General features: G+C 67.5%; 8 protein-coding genes. 4 read left to right on the forward strand and 4 right to left on the reverse strand.

All coding sequences use genetic code 11. The features are described 5' to 3' along the window. The first annotated feature begins 63 nt into the window (after positions 1 to 63). The 3 genes from CVO77_RS13750 (at position 64) to CVO77_RS13765 (ending at position 9,977) form a co-directional block, all read left to right on the forward strand. On the forward strand, positions 64 to 5,901 hold the full coding sequence (locus CVO77_RS13750; protein ID WP_105999519.1) for an alpha-2-macroglobulin family protein: 5,838 nt from the start codon (positions 64 to 66) through the stop codon (positions 5,899 to 5,901). 230 nt (positions 5,902 to 6,131) lie between these two features. Further along, complete coding sequence (gene pbpC, locus CVO77_RS13760) at positions 6,132 to 8,306, forward strand: penicillin-binding protein 1C (protein WP_105999520.1); 2,175 nt, start codon at positions 6,132 to 6,134, stop codon at positions 8,304 to 8,306. A gap of 105 nt (positions 8,307 to 8,411) precedes the next feature. Further along, entirely contained in the window at positions 8,412 to 9,977 is a 1,566-nt protein-coding gene (locus tag CVO77_RS13765) for an amino acid permease (RefSeq protein WP_105999521.1), read from the forward strand. 43 nt (positions 9,978 to 10,020) lie between these two features. On the opposite strand, the gene CVO77_RS13770 is transcribed toward CVO77_RS13765, so the two are convergent. The 3 genes from CVO77_RS13770 to CVO77_RS13780 all read right to left on the reverse strand — a co-directional run bounded on the left by CVO77_RS13770 (position 10,021) and on the right by CVO77_RS13780 (position 14,700). Then, a complete protein-coding gene (locus CVO77_RS13770) occupies positions 10,021 to 11,259 on the reverse strand; it encodes a multidrug effflux MFS transporter (RefSeq protein ID WP_242445946.1) in 1,239 nt (412 codons plus the stop codon). 140 nt (positions 11,260 to 11,399) lie between these two features. Next, complete coding sequence (locus tag CVO77_RS13775) at positions 11,400 to 12,485, reverse strand: PepSY-associated TM helix domain-containing protein (protein WP_106000839.1); 1,086 nt, start codon at positions 12,483 to 12,485, stop codon at positions 11,400 to 11,402. Between the two features lie 4 nt (positions 12,486 to 12,489). After that, positions 12,490 to 14,700, reverse strand: coding sequence for a TonB-dependent receptor (locus tag CVO77_RS13780; protein ID WP_105999523.1), 2,211 nt, complete (start codon positions 14,698 to 14,700; stop codon positions 12,490 to 12,492). 318 nt (positions 14,701 to 15,018) lie between these two features. On the opposite strand from CVO77_RS13780, the gene CVO77_RS13785 reads away from it, so the two are divergent. Further along, the gene (locus CVO77_RS13785) at positions 15,019 to 17,331 is read left to right on the forward strand and encodes a patatin-like protein (RefSeq protein WP_105999524.1); all 2,313 of its coding nucleotides are present in this window, start codon (positions 15,019 to 15,021) and stop codon (positions 17,329 to 17,331) included. 40 nt (positions 17,332 to 17,371) lie between these two features. On the opposite strand, the gene dnaJ is transcribed toward CVO77_RS13785, so the two are convergent. Next, positions 17,372 to 18,499, reverse strand: a complete 1,128-nt coding sequence (gene dnaJ / locus CVO77_RS13790) for a molecular chaperone DnaJ (RefSeq protein WP_105999525.1) — start codon at positions 18,497 to 18,499, stop codon at positions 17,372 to 17,374. Positions 18,500 to 18,607 lie beyond the last annotated feature (108 nt).

Genomic DNA, 18,607 nt, shown 5'->3' on the forward strand with positions numbered 1-18,607 from the left:
GACGGGTGGACTCATGCCCCTGTTTCCAGCAGGATAGGTCTGGGCTCACCGGGGAGACGACGCATGGCAACGGGATGGCAGGCGCTGGCGAAGACTTTTGCCGGCAAGGTGCGTCTGGCCCTGATGATCCCGTTGGCGGCGGCGCTTGTCGCGGCGGGCGGCGACACCGTCCCGCAGGTCACGCTCGCGACCCCCGGCTCGTCGGGCAGCGGCGACGGCACGATCAGCCGCTTCACGCTGCGCTTTTCCGAAGACATGGTCCCGCTCGGCGATCCCCGCGCCAGGGCGCCCGCGACCCACGACTGCAAGGTGCCCGCCGACGGCCGCTGGGTCGACACGCGCACCTGGGTGCTCGAATTCGAAACATCGCTTCCCGGCGGGGTGAGTTGCCACGTCGAACTGCGCGACGGCCTCGCGACCGCGCGCGGGGTCAATGTCGTCGGCAACGGCCGGTTCGAAATCGATACCGGCGGCCCCTCGGCACGCGCGGTGCTCGCGGGGGGCGGCTATGGCGGGATCGAGGAGGACCAGATCTTCCTCGTCGCCACCAATGTCGCCGCCGACCGCGCCTCGGTCGGCCGCTTCGCCTATTGCGCGGTCGACGGCATCGGCGAGAAGATTCCGGTCGATGTGCTGAAGCGCGAGACGATCGCCACGATTCTCGAAGGTCTCGGCGACCAATGGTCGGCGCAAAGCTTCACCGAGGATGCCGGCCTGCCGCTGCGCCTGCCCGCCGCGGGCGCCGACCGCGAGGCCGCGCTCGACCGCGTCGTCCCGGTCAAGTGCCGCCGCCCGCTGCCGCCGGGGCGCGAGATGGCGCTCGTCTGGGACGCGCGCATTGCGCAGGCGGGCGTTCCCGGCCGCACCGCGGGCCGCGACCAGCGCTTCGACTATGACGTCCGCCCCGCCTTCACCGCGAAAATGTCATGCAGCCGCGTCAATCCGCAGGCGGGCTGCAATCCGCTGAAGCCGGTCAACGTCAGCTTCGCCGCCCCCGTCGCGCGCGATATCGCGCTTGCCGCGACACTGCGCACCACCGACGGCAAGATCATCGCGGCAAAGATCGACGACGACGACCGGAACGACGCCTTTCTCGAGCGTGTCCATTTCGACGGCCCGCTGCCGCAGAATGTCGACGCGACGCTCGTGCTGCCCGCCGACGTTTCCGACCAGAGCGGCCGCAGGCTACAGAATCAGTCGAACTTCCCGCTGAAATTCCACATCGACACCGCCCCGCCGATCGTCAAATTCGCCGCCGAATTCGGCATATTGGAAGCGTCGGAGGGCGGCGTGCTGCCCGTCACCGTGCGCGGGGTCGAGGCGTCGCTGGTGCAGGCCAACCTCCAGATGCCCGCGACCGCGCTCAAGGTCGGCGACGATGACGCCGCGGTCGCGCGCTGGCTGAAGCGCGTCGCCGATGCCGACGACACCGACTATCGCGAGGAAAAGAACGCGAAGGGCGAAGACGTCACGGTCAATTACACCGGCACCAAATCGGTGTTCGACGGCGCCCCCGCGGGCGGCAACCGCCGCAATCTGACGCTGACCCCGCCCGCCGGCGGCAAGGCGTTCGAGGTCGTCGGCATTCCCTTGGCGGAAAAGGGTTTCCACGTCGTCGAGATCGCGAGCCCCGAACTGGGCGCCGCGCTGCTCGGCCGCAAGGCGACGCGCTATGTCGCGACCACCGCGCTCGTCACCAATATGGCGGTCCATTTCAAATGGGGCCGCGAAAGCTCGCTCGCCTGGGTAACCGCGCTCGACACCGGCCTCCCCGTTGCGGGCGCCGATGTCCGCGTCACCGACAGCTGCACCGGCCGCCTGCTCGCGCGCGGCACCGCCGACAAGACGGGCCGCCTCGCTTTCCCGAACGGCCTGCCGCAGCCCGAAACCTATGCAAGCTGCGAGAAGGATCCCGACCCCGCGAACAGCGAGGGCCATGAACTGATGGTTTCCGCGCGCGCGGGCGATGATTTCAGCTTCACGCTCACCGGCTGGGGCGACGGCATCCGCCCCTATGACTTCGACCTGCCCTATGGCTGGTCCGAACGCAGCGACATCCTCCACACCCTCTTCGACCGCGCGCTCGTCAAGGCGGGCGAGACGGTCCATATGAAGCACATCCTGCGCCGCCCGGTCGGCACCGGCTTCTCCACCCCGCAGCCGATGGCGGGCAAGCTCCGCCTCGTCCATCGCGGCTCGGACACCGAATTCGAAATGCCGTTCGCCATCGACGCGGGCGGCAGCGGCGAGACGGTATGGAACGTCCCCGCCTCGGCCCCGATGGGCGATTATGAGCTCGTCTTCGTCACCAAGGACAAGGACGGCAAGGACAGGAGCATCTGGTCGGACCAGTCGGTGCGCGTCGATGAATATCGCCTGCCGACGATGAAGGCGACGGTGACCGGGCCGAAGGCGTCGCTCGTGCGCCCGGCGCAGGTGCCGCTGTCGCTGTTCGTCGGCTATTTGTCGGGCGGCCCGGCACCGGGCCTGCCGGTCGAGCTTCGCACCAATTTCCGCGCCGCCTGGGCCGCGCCGGAGGATTATCGCGACTGGGATTTCGACGGCCAGCCGGTCAAGGAAGGCGTGATCCAGCTCGACGACAGCGGCGAGGAGCCCGCGGCCGACATGCCGCTCGCGCGCTCGCTGCCGCTGACGCTCGGCGCCGACGGCACCGCGACGACCCATATCACCGTCGATCAGCCGATCGTCGAGCCGACCCAGATGGCGGTCGAGATGGATTATGAGGATGCGAACGGCGAGACTTTGACCTCCAGCCGCCGCATCACCCTCTACCCTTCGGCGGTCCGCCTCGGGCTCAAGACCGACGGCTGGCTGATGCGCGACGACGACCTGCGCCTCAAATTCGTCGCGCTCGACCTCGACGGCAAGCCGATTTCGGGCCAGCGCATCCAGGTCGCGCTCTACAATCGCGAGATCATCACCGCGCGGCGCCGCCTGATCGGCGGCTTCTATGCCTATGACAACCAGATGCGCACGACCAAGCTCGCGACCGGTTGCACCGCGACGACCGACAGGCTCGGCCGCGCAAGCTGCGCGATGGCGCCCGGCATCTCGGGCGAGATCAGCGTCGTCGCGACCACCCAGGACGCCGACGGCAACGAAGCGCGCGCGGTGCGCTCGGTCTGGCTCGCGGGCGACGATGACTGGTGGTTCGGCGGCGACAATGGCGACCGCATGGACGTCATCCCCGAACAGCCGCGCTACAAGGCGGGCGACACCGCGCGCTTCCAGGTCCGCATGCCGTTCCGCGAAGCGACCGCGCTCGTCACCGTCGAGCGCGAGGGCGTGCTCTCCAGCTTCGTCGTGCCCTTGAAGGGCACCGATCCGGTCGTGAAGGTCAAGCTTCCCGCCACCTACGCCCCCGACGTCTATGTCTCGGTGATGGCGGTGCGCGGCCGCGTCACCGGCGAAGAAGGCTGGTTCCGCAAGCTGAAACGCGCCGCGGGTTTCCAGATCGAAAAGAGCGAAGGCGCGCCCGCGACCGCGCTCGTCGACCTCGCCAAGCCGAGCTACCGCCTCGGCATCGCGCGGACCAAGGTCGGCTGGGAAGGCCATCAGCTTGGCGTCAAGGTCAAGGCCGACAAGGAAAAATACGCGATCCGCGAAACCGCCAAAGTGGGCATCGAGGTCAAGACCCCCACCGGCAAGCCCGCGGCCGGCGCCGACGTCGCTTTCGTCGCGGTCGACGAGGCCTTGCTCCAGCTCGCGCCCAATGAAAGCTGGAAGCTGATCGACGCGATGATGGGCGAACGCACGCTCGACGTCCTCACCTCGACCGCGCAGATGCAGGTCGTCGGCAAGCGCCATTACGGCCGCAAGGCGCTCGAACCCGGTGGTGGTGGCGGCGGCGACCTGTCGGGCCTGACGCGCGAGGATTTCAAACCCGTGCTGCTGTGGCAGGGCCATGTCCCGCTCGACAGCAAGGGCCGCGCGAGCATCGACGTGCCGATGTCCGACAATCTTTCGGCCTTCCGCCTCGTCGCGATCGCGACCGACGGCTCGCAATATTTCGGCACCGGTGAGACGAGCGTGCGCACCGTGCAGGATCTCGGCGTCTTCGCCAGCCTCCCCGATCTCGTCCGCACCGGCGATGTCTTCGACGCGCGCTTCACGCTCCGTAACGGCACCGACAAGGAGATGACGGTCACCGCGACGGCGACCCTGTCGCCCGCGGTCGCGACCGCGCCGCCGCTCACCGTGACGATCCCGGCGGGCGGCGCGGTGCCGATCAGCTGGTCGATGACCGCGCCCGAGCAGGTCGGCCCGATCCAGTGGACCGTCGATGCGGTGTCGAAGGACGGCAAGGCGCGCGACCGCCTCGTCTTTGAACAGAGTGTCGAGCCCGCGGTGCCGGTCGAAACCTGGGCCGCCAGCCTGTTCCGCGTCGGTCCGGACACCACGCTGCCGATCGCGATCCCGACGGGCGCGCTGCCCGGCGGCCATGTCGACATCGCGCTCGCGGGAACGCTCGCGCCGCCGCTCGCGGGGGTGCGCGACTATATGGCGATCTACCCCTATAATTGCTTCGAACAATCGACCTCGCGCGCGATCGCGCTCGGCGATCTCGGGCGGTGGCAGGCGCTCGCCGGGGCGATGCCGACCTATCTCGATGACGACGGGCTGCTGCGTTACTGGCCGAGCGACCGGATCGAGGGTTCGCCCGAACTCACCGCCTATGTCCTCGCGATCACCGCGGCGAACGGCTTCGCCATCCCCGAGGCCTCGAAGGCCAGGATGGTCAAGGCGCTGCAAGCGGTGATCGAAGGACGGCTGACCCGCAAGGGCTATGGCCCCTATGACATCCGCCCGGTCCGCATCGCGGCGCTCGCCGCGCTCGCGCGCAACAATGCGTCGAACGCCGGGCTTGTCGCGGCGATCGACATGGCGCCCGCCGACATGGCGACCGGCACCCTCGCCGACTGGCTCGTTGCCATCGAACGCACGCCGGGCGTGCGCAATGCAGCGGCACTCAGGACCGCGGCCGAAGCCGAACTTCGCAAGCGCCTCGTCTACGAAGGCACGCGCCTCGACCTCGTCGACGATGCCAAGGCGCCGTGGTGGATGATGTCGAGCGGCGACGAAATGGCGATCAAGACGCTCGAAGCCGTGCTCGGCCGCAAGGGGTGGGAGGATGACGCGGGCAAGCTGATGGTCGGTGTCGCGCAGCGCCAGCGCAGGGGCCATTGGGACACCACCCCCGCCAATGCGTGGGGCGCGGTCACCGTCCGCCGCTTCGCCGCCCTCTATCCGGCAAGCGCGATCACCGGCGTGACGAAGATCAGCCTCGCAGGCGCCACCGCCTCGCAAAGCTGGCCGCTCCCCGCTGAAACCCCCTCGCCGCTGCGCGTCGCGCTCGCGGCGGCGACGATGAGCCTCAGCCATGAGGGCACCGGCGCGCCATGGGCGACGGTCAGCGTCAAGGCGGCGGTCCCGCTCAAGGAACCGCTCAACGCGGGCTACCGGATCAAGCGTTCGGTCAGCATCGTCAAGGCCGCCGACCCCAGTCACCTGACGCGCGGCGACGTCATCAAGGTGCGGATCGAGGTCGTCGCGGCGGCCGGCCGGACCTGGGTCGTCGTCAACGACCCGATCCCGCCGGGCGCGACGATCGTCGGCAACCTCGGCGGCCAGTCGGACATGCTCGCGGCGCAGGCGAACGGATCGAATGGACAGCCGAGCTATGTCGAACGCGGCCACGATAGCTGGCGCGGCTATTATGGTTGGATGCCCGCGGGCACCCACGCGGTCGAATATGTCGTGCGCTTGAACGGCTCGGGACGCTTCACCCTGCCGCCGACGCGGGTCGAGGCGATGTATTCGCCCGCGATCCGCGGCCAGTGGCCCAACGCCCCGATGACGGTCGCGGCTGCGGCGCGGTGATGAGAAACCGTTTCTCCCTTTTCCGCTCGTGTCGAGCGAAGTCGAGACACCCCGAAGGCGCGCGCGACCGATGGGCATCTCGACTTCGCTCGATGCGAACGGGAAATATAGAACGCCGCCTTCATCCAAGTCTCGTCACCCTGAACTTGGTTCAGGGTCCATGGCCTGCCTTCGCCGCCCGCGCCGCGCCGAAGGCGATGCCGGGCCATGGATGCTGAAACGAGTTCAGCATGACGAGTTCAGCAAAGACGGTTGAAGGCGGGAAACATCCTCGCAAACGCCGCTGGTTCGACGCGCTGGCGTGGCTCGCCCTCGCCGCGCTCATTCTCGTCACCATCGCGCATCTCCTCACCCGTCCGCCGGCGATGCCCGATTACGCCGCCGTCCGCGCCGACTGGAAACCCAGCGAGGCGTGGCTTTACGACCGCGACGGCCGCCTGCTCGACAGCGAGCGCGTCAATTTCGAGCGCCGCCGTCTCGCCTGGGTGCCGCTGAAGGATATCAGCCCCGCGCTGCGCGACACCGTCGTCGCCGCCGAGGACCATCGCTTCTGGTCGCACGGCGGGGTCGACTGGCTTGCGATCGCCAGCGCGATACGCGCGCGCCTGACGATGGGGGGGGCGGGCGGCAGCACGCGCGGCGCCTCGACGCTGCCGATGCAGCTCGCCGCCTTCCTCGCCCCCGCACTCGCCCAGCCCGGCCGGCGCGACTGGCTCGCCAAGATCCGCCAGATGCGCGCCGCGCAGGCGCTCGCATCGACCTGGACGCACGAACAGATGCTCGAGGCCTATTTCAATCTCCTGCCGCTGCGCGGCGAAGCGCAGGGGATCGGCGCCGGCGCGCAGAGCCTGTTCGGCAAGAAGCCGGCGCAGATGAACCGCACCGACGCCGCGCTGCTCGCGGGCCTGCTTCCCAACCCGGCCGCGAAGGCCGACGCGCTCGCCCGCCGTGCCTGCCGTATCGCCAGGGCCACCGATTGCGGCGCGATCGACGCCGCCGCCGCGACGCTCGTCTCGGGCGAGCAGGCGGCGCGCTTCGACCCCGGGCTCGCGCCGCATCTCGCGACGCGCCTGCTCGATCGGCCCGGCAAGCGCGTCACCACCACCATCGACCGCCGCATCCAGACCGCCGCGATCGTCGCGCTGCGTCGCCAGCTCGCGGGGCTCGGTCCGGGCCGGGTGCGCGACGGCGCGGTCGTCGTGCTCGACAATGCCACCGGCGATGTCCTCGCCTATGTCGGCGGCGTCGGTTTGAAATCGACCGCCGCCGCGGTCGACGGCGCCAATGCGCGGCGGCAGGCAGGTTCGACGCTCAAACCGCATCTCTATGCGCAGGTGATCGAGCATGGCTGGCTGACCGCCGCCTCGATCCTCGACGACAGCCCGGTTCAGCTCGACACCGCCTCGGGCCTTTATGTGCCCAAGAATTACGACCACAACTTCCAGGGGCCGGTCAGCGTCCGTCACGCGCTCGCCTCTTCGCTCAATGTCCCCGCGGTGCGGACGCTCGTCATCGACGATGTCCAGCTTTTCCGCGACCGCCTGTGGACGCTCGGCTATCACGGCCTCGTCGAGGACGGCGAATATTACGGATTCAGCCTCGCTTTGGGCTCGGCCGAAGTTTCGCTGGTAGAACAAGCCAACGCCTTCAGAACATTGGCGAATCTAGGAAAGTGGTCGCCAGTCCGATTCGTCTCTACGCAGCACTTTCGCCAACATCCGCGCCAGATCGTCAATCCCGGCGCCGCCTTCATCGTCGGCGACATCCTCGCCGACGCCTCGGCCCGCGCCGACGCCTTCGGCGCCGACAGCGCGCTGCGCCTCCCCTTCTGGGCGGCGGCAAAGACCGGCACCTCGAAGGGCATGCGCGACAATTGGTGCGTCGGCTGGTCCGACCGCTACACCGTCGCGGTCTGGGTCGGCAATCTCGAGGGCGATTCGATGCGCGCCGTTTCGGGCACGTCGGGCGCCGCGCCGGTGTGGCGCGACGTGATGATGGCGCTCCACGCGGGACACCCCGGCCAGCCCCCGAAAAGGCCCGCGGGGGTCGAGGTCCGCCCGGTCACGCTTCCCGGCACCCGCGAACCGCCGCGCCGCGAATATTTCCTCCGCGGCACCGCGCAGAGCGAAATCGCCGCGGCGCCCCAGGCCGCGCGCCGCCCGCGCATCACCAGCCCGGTCAGCGGCAGCGTCTATGCGCTCGACCCCGACATCCCGCTCGATCGCCAAAGCCTCGCGGTTCTCGTCAGCGGCGACGTCGCGGGCTTTCGCCTGATCCTCGACAAGAAGCCGCTCGGCGACGCCGACGCTGGCCCGCAAATCCTGCCCCGCCCCGGCGCCCACATGCTGGCGCTCGTCGATCCCGGCGGGCGGATGATCGACCGTGTGCGCTTCACGGTGCGATAGAGCGTGCGCCGCGCCTCTGAAATTAAGTTGCGCTGACGCGCGGAGCGTTTAGTCTGCGCTGCCAGGAGAGGGGGCCGCACGGGCGCCCCACAAGGGGATATTCGCATGATATTTGGTCGCGTCAAATCGCTCGACGCCATCTTGGCGACGGCCGAAAAGAAATCGCTCACGCGGACATTGGGGCCGATACAATTGACGCTGCTGGGCGTCGGCGCGATCATCGGGACCGGCATTTTCGTGCTGACGTCCGAGGCCGCGCAAAAGGCGGGCCCTGGCATGATGTGGAGTTTCGTCATCGCCGGCCTGGTCTGCGCCGTCGCTGCGCTCTGCTATTCCGAACTGGCCTCGATGGTCCCCGTTTCGGGCAGCGCCTATACCTATACCTATGCGGTCATGGGCGAACTTCTCGCCTGGATGGTCGGCTGGGCTCTCATCCTCGAATATGCCGTGGCGGCCAGTGCCGTTTCGGTCGGCTGGTCGGGATATTTCGTCGGACTATTGGCAAATGCCGGGATAGAATTGCCGCTTTGGCTGACGGTCGGAACCTATGCGCCCGGCGGTTTCATCAACCTTCCCGCGCTCGTCATCGCCCTCCTCGTCACGCTCCTGCTGATGATCGGCACGACCGAATCGGCGCGCGTCAACGCCGTGCTGGTGGCCATCAAGGTCACCGCGCTGACGATGTTCATCGTGCTGACCCTACCGATGATGAAGGGCCAGAATTTTGACCCCTTCCTCCCCAATGGCTGGTTCGGCAACGGCGGCGCAACGGGTCTTGGCGCGGTCGGCGCCGCCGCATCGATCTTTTTCGCCTATGTCGGCTTCGACGCGGTGTCCACGGCTGCGGAAGAAACAAAAAATCCCCAGCGCAACGTCCCGATCGGGCTGATCGGATCGCTTGGCATTTGCACCATTTTCTACCTGCTCGTCGCGGCGGGGGCGATCGGGACGGTCGGCGCACAGCCGATCGTCGGCGCGGCCGGCGAGGTGATCCAGCCCGGCACCACCGTCTTCGCCGCCCAGTGCCAGTCGTTGCTCGCCGCCGGCAACGAGCCGCTCGTCTGCTCGAAGGAAGCGCTGGCTTTTGTCCTGCGCGAAATCGGTTATCCCTGGTTCGGCAACCTCATCGGCCTTGCGGCTTTCCTGGCCTTGCCTTCGGTCATCCTCATCATGTTGTTCGGCCAGACGCGCATCTTCTTCGTGATGGCGCGCGACGGGCTGTTGCCGCAGAAACTTTCGGCCATTCACCCGCGCTGGAAGACGCCCCACATCGTCACGATGATCACGGGCGTCGCGGTCGCCATTTTCGCGGCATTTCTTCCGGTCGGCAAACTCGCCGACATCTCGAACTCGGGAACATTGTTCGCCTTCTTCATGGTCGCGATTGCGGTGCTCGTCCTGCGCCGGACCCAGCCGGCGCGGCACCGTCCATTCCGGACCCCGTTTATCTGGATCGTCGCGCCGCTGACGATCCTCGGCACGGTGGGCCTGTTCTTCAACCTGCCGCTGGAATCGCAGCTGGTGCTGCCGGTTTGGGGCGGCATCGGTCTGGTCGTCTATTTCCTCTATGGCTATCGCAAGAGCCATGTCGGCCAAGGCATCGTCGAAGTGCATGAGGATGACCCGGACGCGCCGCCGCCGCCGGTTCCGCCCGCTCCTTCGTTCAGCTAATAGAGATGCGAAAGGGGGCTTCGGCCCCCTTTCTTTTTTGGCGTCAATAGGGTGACTTCGGCGCCGTTCCGGGGCGCGTGAACAGCTTGCCGCGCTCGGCCCAGAAGACGAACGCCAGCCCGACCACCCCCGAAACGAGGAAGGCATAGGCGAGCGGCAGCGTCGTGCCGTCATAAAGCTGGCCGATCAGCGCCCCCATGGCGGCGGCAAGCAACGTCTTGGCAAAGCTCTGATAGGAGGAAGCGACGCCCGCCATATGACCGAAATCCTCCATCGCGATCGATCCGAAATTGCTGCCGATGAAACCGATCAGGCCGACGTTGACCATCATCAACGCGGTGAACATCCACAAGGTCTCGGCGCCACTCATCGCGACGGCGATCTGGACGATCGAGGTCACCATGAAGGCGAAGCTCGCGCTTTGCGACACCCGGCGCGCGCCAAAGCGCTCGACGATCGCGGCGTTCGAGAAATTGGCGATCGCGATTCCCGCCGCGACGCAGGCGAAGACCAGCGGGAACCAGCTCTGCGCCCCGAACACCTCGGCGATGATCTGCTCGCTGCTGTTGAGATAGCCGTAGAGCGCACCCTGCATCATCGCCGAGGCCACCATATAACCCGCGGCGCGGCGGTGCCGCGTCACCGTCGCCCAGCCCGCGATCATCGTCCGCGCATCGAGCGGACGGACATCCTCGGGCGCCAGCGTCTCGGGCAGACGGCGCAGCCACAGCAGCATGACACAGCCCATCACCGCAAGGACGATGAAGATCGCGCGCCAGTTCGCAAAGGCGGTGATTCCCGCCCCCATCGTCGGCGCAATCGCGGGGACGATCATGAAGACCAGGAAGATCATCGACAGCCGCTTCGCCATCGCGTCGCCCGAAAACAGGTCGCGGATCACCGCGACGACCGTCACGCCCAGCGCGGCGCTGATCAGCCCATGCCCGAACCTGAGCGCGAGCAGCATCGGAAAGCTCGTCGCGAGCCCGCAACCGATCGAGAAAGCGACATAAGCGAACAGCGCCGGGACGAGGACGCCCTTGCGTCCGAAACGGTCGGAGAGCGGGCCATAGACGAGCGACCCGGCGCCAATCCCGAACAAATAGGTCGAGATGACATATTGCCGGTCGTTCGCGACGATGACCCCCAGCCCCTCGCCGATCGCGGGCAGCGCGGGGAGCATCGAATCGATGGCGAGTGCGTTCAGCGCCATGACCATCGCCATCATGAACACCATTTCGCGGTCGCCGGGCATACGGCGCCGCTGGGGGGATTCGGTCATTTTGTGCATTGCGGCGGCCCTATGCGCTACCCTGCCCGCTTTGGATAGCCCCCAGGGGCCGAAAAGCTATGCAAGCGAGGTGGATAGGCTGTTTAGTTTTCGAACGAGTAAACCGTCGCCCCCGTCTTCGCGGGCGACGATCAGGCCGAAGCCAGCGCCGCCGCCTTCACCCGCCACTTCGCCGCTTTCGGGCGGCGGAACCAGAAGGTCCACACCGCGAAGCTGCCGAGCATCGTCAGCGATAGGCCCGACACGCTCATCACCAGCCGCCACGGCAGCCCGCCGACCTTCGCCGAATGGACCGGATAGGCCATGTTGAAGACCTGCGCCCCCGGCGGCATCGCGAGCGCGTCGCGCGCGCCGAGCAGCTTGCCGGTTTCGGCGTCGAACCACAGGGTCGAACGGCCGTTGGGCAGCCATTCGGCCTGCTGGCGCATCCGCAGCATGATCGGGTCGCCCGCCCCCCGCGGCAGGCTGAGGATGCGGAACTCGGCATCGGGAAAGCGGCGGCGGGCCTCGGTGAGCATCGCGGCATAATCGGGCTTTGCGGCGAGCGGCCCGCCCTTATACCGCGGCGGTTCGAGCGCCTTCGCGGTCTCGGCCACGGGGCCGAACGGTGCGATGACGATCGCCGCAAAGGGCTGGAAGATCATCATCGTGCCGGTGACCACCGACAGCAGCAGCAGGGGCGCTGCCAGGATGCCGAGGTCGCGATGGTGCCAGAGGATCGACGGGCGGCTCATCCGCTTGGGCAAGAGACGGGGCCGAAAGGTGCGCCGCGTCCGCCACCACAGGATCACGCCCGTGACGATGAAGAACAATCCGCAAAGCCCCGCGATGCCGATCACCCACTCGCCGTTGTCGCCCGCAAACAGATGGTGATGGAAGTCGAAGATCCACAGTTCGGGCCGCTCCCACTGGCTTGCCCAGCGGGTGACGATGTCGCCCGACTGGGCGGCATAGGCACCCGCCTGCTTGCCGAAGCGGAGTTGGTGGAGCCCGAAGCGCTCGTCGGCATAGATGATGCCCTGCGCGCCCGGCATCGCCATCAGCCGTTCGGTCGCCGCGACGACCGTCGGCAGGTCGCCGCGCAGCGGATCGTTCGCGTGCGGCAGGGCGATCCAGCTATTCTCGTGGAGCAGGATCGTGCCCGACAGGCCCATCAGCGCGAGCAGAAGGCCGATCAGGCCGCCGGTCCAGCGGTGGAGCGTGTCGAGCAGGCTCATCATCCTAGAACCGGTAATCCCACCCCAGCGCGAAGGTGCGCCCGCGCCCCGCGAAATAAGCGAGATTATCGGTCGGCAGCCGCGTGTCGCTCGAATAGTCGATGTAGAATTTGTCGAACAGATTCTGGACACTGAGGCTCAGCCCGCCGAAGCCGGTCTGATAGCGCAAGCTGGCGTCGGTGATGGCGTAGCCGCCGAAACTGTTGCGCGGATCGGGGTTCGCCTTGCCGTGGAAGGTGCGGCCCAGAAAGAATTGGGTCTGCACCAGCGCCGAGACCGGCCCCTTGTTGTAGCTCGCGTTGAGGTTCAGGCGGTCGGGCGAGATGTTCGTGCCGTCAAGGTCGGTGTCGACGATCCCGTCGGGGTTCACGCTGTCGCTGTCATATTTGCCCTGGATATGCGCATAGCCGACCCCGAGCTTCAGCCCGTCGATCGGCATCGCGACGCGCACATTGACCTCGAGCCCCTCGATCTCGACGCGCTGGCGCTGGACGTCGAAGATGCGGTCGGGGCGGGCGATCAGCAGCTGGCCCTTGTCGCTCGACGACCAGAAATAGGTGGCGGTCGCGTCGAGCGGCCCGCGCTTCACCTCGACGCCGATCTCGCGGTTGTTCGAGACGATCGGCGAGATGTCGAGGAAATTGTCGATGTCGATTCCGCCGTCTTTCACCGCGCGGGTGATGCGGCCGATGTCGGGGACGGTGAAACCCTCGGCATAGCTCGCATAGGCGCGGATGCCCTGCCACGGCTCGATGATGATGCCGCCATTGATCAGCAGGTCGTCGAACTTGGGCTTGCCGCCCGCGACGGCGACTCCGCCATAAGTGGGCAGGCCGCAATTGGTGGTGACGGTGGCCGTGCAGGCGACGAAGGTGGTCGAGGCGAGGGTGTGGTAATCGTCGATCTTGATCTGGACATTTTCCCAGCGCACCCCGCCGGCAAGGCGAACGAGACCGTCGAACAGCTTGAGGTTGGCCTGGCTGAAAGGGGCCAGGCTGCGAAAATCGCTCGGCGGCACCCAGACGCGGCCAGTGGCGATCAGCGCCTGCTCGGTCTTGTCGACGAGCGCGTCGAAACCGAGCGTGACGGTCAGAGCCTCGAACCCGGGGACGGCGCGCTCATAGCTGAACTTGGCGCCCAATTTGCGGCTGCGGTTCTGCGACTGGTCGAACAGGGTGCCGACCGGGCCGAGCGCGGGATCCTGAAAGGTCGCCTGCGTCTTCACTTCGCCGCCAAAGGTGTCGCGGCTGCGGTTGAAGAAGATCTGGCTGACGAAATTGCCGCCGCCAAGGTCGGTGTCGGTCAGCGACAGAGCAACGCTTTCGGTGCGGTTCTGCGCCGATTCTCCCGGCGGACCGCCGCGCACCGCGCTTGTCGGAACCCCGGTCAGCCGATCGCCCGCGAGCGCGATATAATCGCCGTCGCCCTTCATCTCGAAGCGGCTCGCGATCAGGTCGAGCCGCGCGGTCGACGACAGCTCGTAGCCGAGGCGCGCGAACAGCGAGAGCGTCCGCGAATCCTGCGTCTCGCCCTGCGTCAGGTTGAGCCCGACGCGGCGCCCCTCGCCGTCGTAGAAGGCGCCGCGCTTTTCCCACGCCGCGCCGACGGTCGCGTCGAAGCGCCCCGCCTTATATTGGACGAGCCCCGCGACCTTGCCGCCGAGGCCGTCGCCGCTGAAGCCGTCGTCGGCGGTGCCTTGCAGCAGGAAACGCCCGCCGAGCCCCTCTTCCTTCGGCGCGCCGACGGTCACCTGATTGACGATGCCGCCGGTGCCGCCGATCCCCTGCAAGGCGTTCGAGCCATAGATCAGCTCGACACGGTCGACGAAGAAGCCGTCGATCGTGAAGCCGTCGCGGCTGCCGTCGCGCATCGGGGTCGATTGCGGGATACCGTTGATCGCATAGAGCGGCGAGCGCCCGCGCAGCGTTTCGCCCGCTCCCGACAATTTCTGCCGCGTCGGCGAAAAGCTGGGGGTGAGGTTCGACACCGCATCGGTCACCGACCCCGAAATCGCGAGCTGCTGGTCGAGGCTGTCCTTGCCGATCACGTCGATCGTCAGCGGCAGCGCGCTCGGCGGCAGGATGGTGCGCGCCGCGGTGACGACGATGCTGTCGTCCCGCCCCGCCTTGTCACCGGCGGGCGCGGCATCCTGTGCGAAGGCGGGGGTGGAAAGCGCACTCGAGAGCAACGCCGCGACGAGCCATTTGCGATTCATTCTCAACTCCTGTTCCGGAGTGGCCGCTAGTGCGACACAATCGCAAATGCAAGAAATTTTACCTCTATCTTTATGACGGCTTTCGATCGAAAGCTGGCGTTGCCAATTCCTCCCCGGAACGGGGAGGGGGACCGCCCGAAGGGTGGTGGAGGGGTCGCAGCGGTGCGTTCTGACGAGAGGTTTCGACCCCTCCGTCAGCCCTGCGGGCTGCCACCTCCCCGTTCCGGGGAGGAACTGGCAACGTCCGCTCCCCACCCCAAATCGGACGTCGCCGTAGCGGGGTGACGCGGGGCATCAAAGCGCGCTATCACCCTTGCAATGCGCGAAAAGGAACTACGCTTCGCCCTGATTTGCTACGGCGGCATCAGCCTCGCCGTCTATATGCACGGCATCACCAAGGAGGTCTGGCGGCTGTCCGCGGCCTCGCGCGCTTTTCACGAAGGCGCGGCGCAGAACGGATCGGGCCGCGTCTATGGCGAGTTGCTCGCGGCGATCGCCGCGCGGAGCGGGGTCAAGCTGCGGGTGCTGGCCGACATCGTCGCGGGGGCGAGCGCGGGCGGGATCAACGGCATTTTCCTGGCGCGCGCGATCGCCGGCGGTCACTCGCTCGATCCGTTGACCGAGCTGTGGCTGAAGGACGCCGACGTCGACAGCCTGCTCGACCCCGACGCGCGGCCGCTGTCGGCCGCGACCAAATTCTGGGCGGTGCCGATCGCCGGCTGGGCGATGAAGCGGCGCGGCAACGTCATCGATCGCACGGTCGGCGCAGGCGCGCAGGGCGAGGTGCGCGCCAAGCTGTCGCGTTTCGTCCGTGCGCGCTGGTTCGAGCCGCCGTTCGGCGGCGAGACTTTCTCGAATTTGCTGCTCGACGCTTTCGACGCGATGGACGCAGGACCGAAGGGGCCGGCGCTGCTGCCCGCGGGCCAGCCCGTCGACCTGTTCGTATCGGTCACCGATTTCGCGGGGCACAGCGCCCCCCTGTCGCTCAACAGCCCGCCGCGCGTCACCGAAAAGGAGCATCGGCTGATGCTGCATTTCCGGCAGGATGCGCGCGCCGGGAAAAGCCTCGACGACGTGCCGGGGCTCGCCGCCGCGGCGCGCGCGACCGCAAGCTTTCCGGGCGCCTTTCCGCCCTTCACGCTCCGCGAGCTCGACTGGGTGCTCCACCGGCGCGGAATCGCCTGGCCCGCCCGCGACGCCTTCATCCGCACCCAGCTTCCCGCGGGCGGCGAAAGCGATCCGGCCGATCGCGTGCTGATCGACGGTTCGGTGCTCGCCAATGCGCCGTTTCGCCCCGCGATCGCGGCGCTCAAGCAACGGCCGGCGCGGCGCGAAGTCGATCGACGCTTCGTCTATATTGATCCCAAGCCCGACTATCGCGCGATCAGCTTCGGCAAGCCCGGCGAAGTGCCCGAAGGGGGGGCGCCGAAGCTCCCCGGCTTCCTCTCGACAATCCTCGGCGCGCTGTCCGAAATCCCGCGCGAGCAGCCGATTCGCGAGAATGTCGAGGCAATCGAGGGCATGTCGCGCCGTATCCGCCGCATGCAACATATCGTCGACGCGATGAAGGTCGAGGTGGAGGAACAGGTGGCGGCGCTGTTCGGCACCACCTTTTTCCTCGACACGCCGACCGCGGCGAGGCTGCGGAAATGGCGCGCCAGGGCGCAGGATCAGGCGGCGGTCCGCGCGGGTTTCGCCTTTGCGCCCTATGGTCACGTCAAACTGTCGGCGATCGTCGAGGAATTGGTCGGCGTCGTCGATCGGCTGTCGCCCCCCGAAGGCGATATCCACCGTCGCAATCGGCGGGCCGCGATCTGGGACGAGGCGCGCGCGCGCGGGCTCGACCGGCTCTCGGGCCGCCGCGGCGCGGGGGCGAGCGACGATGCGGTGGTCTTTTTCCGCAGCCACGACCTCGGCTTTCGTATCCGCCGTCTGCGCTTCTTAGCGCGCGAGCTCGACCGCGTGGTCGAGGCAAAGCGCGACACACGCGATCCGGCGTGCGACGCGATGCGCGAGGCGATCTTCACCGCGCTCGGCGTCTATCTCGAGCGCCAGAATGACAGCTGGCTTGCCAGCATCGACGTGGCCGCCGACGCCGATGCGGGACAATGGCTCGACGGCATCGCGGCGCACCGCGACCTGATCCACGCCGACGAGGAAGCCGACGCGCTCGTCGCCGACGCGCTCGGCGGCCTGCCCAAGGACGACCGGCGCACTTTGCTCCTCGCCTATCTCGGCTATCCTTTCTACGACATCGCGACGCTGCCGCTGCTCCAGGGCGAGGGGTTCGACGAGTTCGACCCGATCAAGATCGACCGCATCTCCCCGTCCGACGCGACCGCGATTCGCACCGGCGGCGCGGCGGCGATGCTCAAGGGGGTCGAGTTCAACAGCTTCGGCGCCTTCTTCAGCCGCGCCTATCGCGAGAATGACTATCTTTGGGGGCGCCTCCACGGCGCCGACCGGCTGATCGACATCGTATCGAGCAGCGTAACGGGCGAGCGCGCCATGCCCGCCGACGAACTGGCGGTGATCAAGCGGCGCGCGTTCCACGCGATCCTTGATGAGGAGGAGGATCGGCTACCGAAGGTGAAGGCGCTGATCGACGAATTGAGGGACGAGATCGGCTAAACCTCTCGTCGCCCCCGCGCAGGCGGGGGCGACGGACAGCTCACTCCGTCAGATCGTCCCACATTTCCTTGATGCGCCCGAAAAAGCCCTGGCTCGCGGGGCATTCGTCGCCGGTTTCGGTCTCGCGGAACTCCGCAAGCAGCTCTTTCTGGCGCGCGCTCAGCTTCGTCGGCGTCTCGACATCGACCTGAACGACAAGGTCTCCGTGGCCGCGGCCGTTGAGTACGGGCATGCCCGCGCCGCGCTGGCGAAGCTGCTTGCCCGACTGGATGCCGACAGGAATATTGATCTCGTGCCCCTTGCGGTCGAGTCCGGGGATGGTGATGCACCCGCCGAGCGCGGCGGTGGTGAAGCTGATCGGCGCGCGGGTGAACAGCGTCGTGCCTTCGCGCTCGAAAACCTTGTGCCGCGCCATGTGGAGAAAGATGTAGAGGTCGCCCGGCGCGGCGCCGCGCGCACCGCTCTCGCCCTCGCCCGACAGGCGGATGCGGGTGCCTTCGTCGACCCCCGGCGGGATGGTGACGGTCAGCGTCTTGCGCCGATCGACGCGGCCTTCGCCGTGACAATTGTTGCAGGGGTCGGCGATCACCTCGCCCGCGCCCTGGCAGGTCGGGCAGGTGCGCTCGACCATGAAAAAGCCTTGCTGCGCGCGCACCTTGCCGTGACCGGCGCAGGTCGAGCAGCGGTTGGTGTTGGTGCCGGGCTTCGCGCCCGACCCGTCGCACGCCTCGCAGCGCGCGGCGACGTCGACCTGGATGTCGCGCGAGCAGCCGGTGAAGGCGTCCTCAAGCCGGATTTCCATGTCGTAGCGCAGGTCGGCGCCGCGGGCGGGACCGCGCTGTTGCTGCCGCCCGCCGAAGGCCGACCCAAAGATCGATTCGAAAATATCGCCAATGTCGCCGAAATCACCATTGCCGCCGCCACTAAAACCGCCGGCGCCGTTGACGCCATCCTTGCCGAAGCGGTCATAGGCGGCGCGTTTCTGCGGGTCGCGCAGGCAGTCATAGGCTTCGCTGATCGCCTTGAAGCGCGCTTCGCTGTCGTGACACCCCGGATTCTTGTCGGGGTGATATTGCATCGCCAGCTTGCGGTAACTCGCTTTGAGCGCCGCATTGTCGGCGGTGCGCTCGACTTCGAGCAATTCGTAATAATCGATGTCGAGCGACATGATGCCCCTAACCTCGCTTCCCATAACCGCCCGTCCCGAGCCTGTCGAAGGCCCGTTCTTTCCCGAAGGAAGAAGGTCGGTGCTTCGACAGGCTCAACACGAGCGGCA

Origin of the sequence: Sphingopyxis lindanitolerans, assembly GCF_002993885.1 — a bacterium.
Taxonomy (GTDB): Bacteria; Pseudomonadota; Alphaproteobacteria; order Sphingomonadales; family Sphingomonadaceae; genus Sphingopyxis; species Sphingopyxis lindanitolerans.

Coding starts and splice junctions, on each gene's coding strand:
- CVO77_RS13750 (WP_105999519.1), top strand. CDS start 64: ATGGCAACGGGATGGCAGGCGCTGGCGAAGACTTTTGCCGGCAAGGTG.
- CVO77_RS13770 (WP_242445946.1), bottom strand. CDS start 11,259: ATGACCGAATCCCCCCAGCGGCGCCGTATGCCCGGCGACCGCGAAATG.
- dnaJ (WP_105999525.1), bottom strand. CDS start 18,499: ATGTCGCTCGACATCGATTATTACGAATTGCTCGAAGTCGAGCGCACC.
- pbpC (WP_105999520.1), top strand. CDS start 6,132: ATGACGAGTTCAGCAAAGACGGTTGAAGGCGGGAAACATCCTCGCAAA.
- CVO77_RS13775 (WP_106000839.1), bottom strand. CDS start 12,485: ATGAGCCTGCTCGACACGCTCCACCGCTGGACCGGCGGCCTGATCGGC.
- CVO77_RS13765 (WP_105999521.1), top strand. CDS start 8,412: ATGATATTTGGTCGCGTCAAATCGCTCGACGCCATCTTGGCGACGGCC.
- CVO77_RS13780 (WP_105999523.1), bottom strand. CDS start 14,700: ATGAATCGCAAATGGCTCGTCGCGGCGTTGCTCTCGAGTGCGCTTTCC.
- CVO77_RS13785 (WP_105999524.1), top strand. CDS start 15,019: ATGCGCGAAAAGGAACTACGCTTCGCCCTGATTTGCTACGGCGGCATC.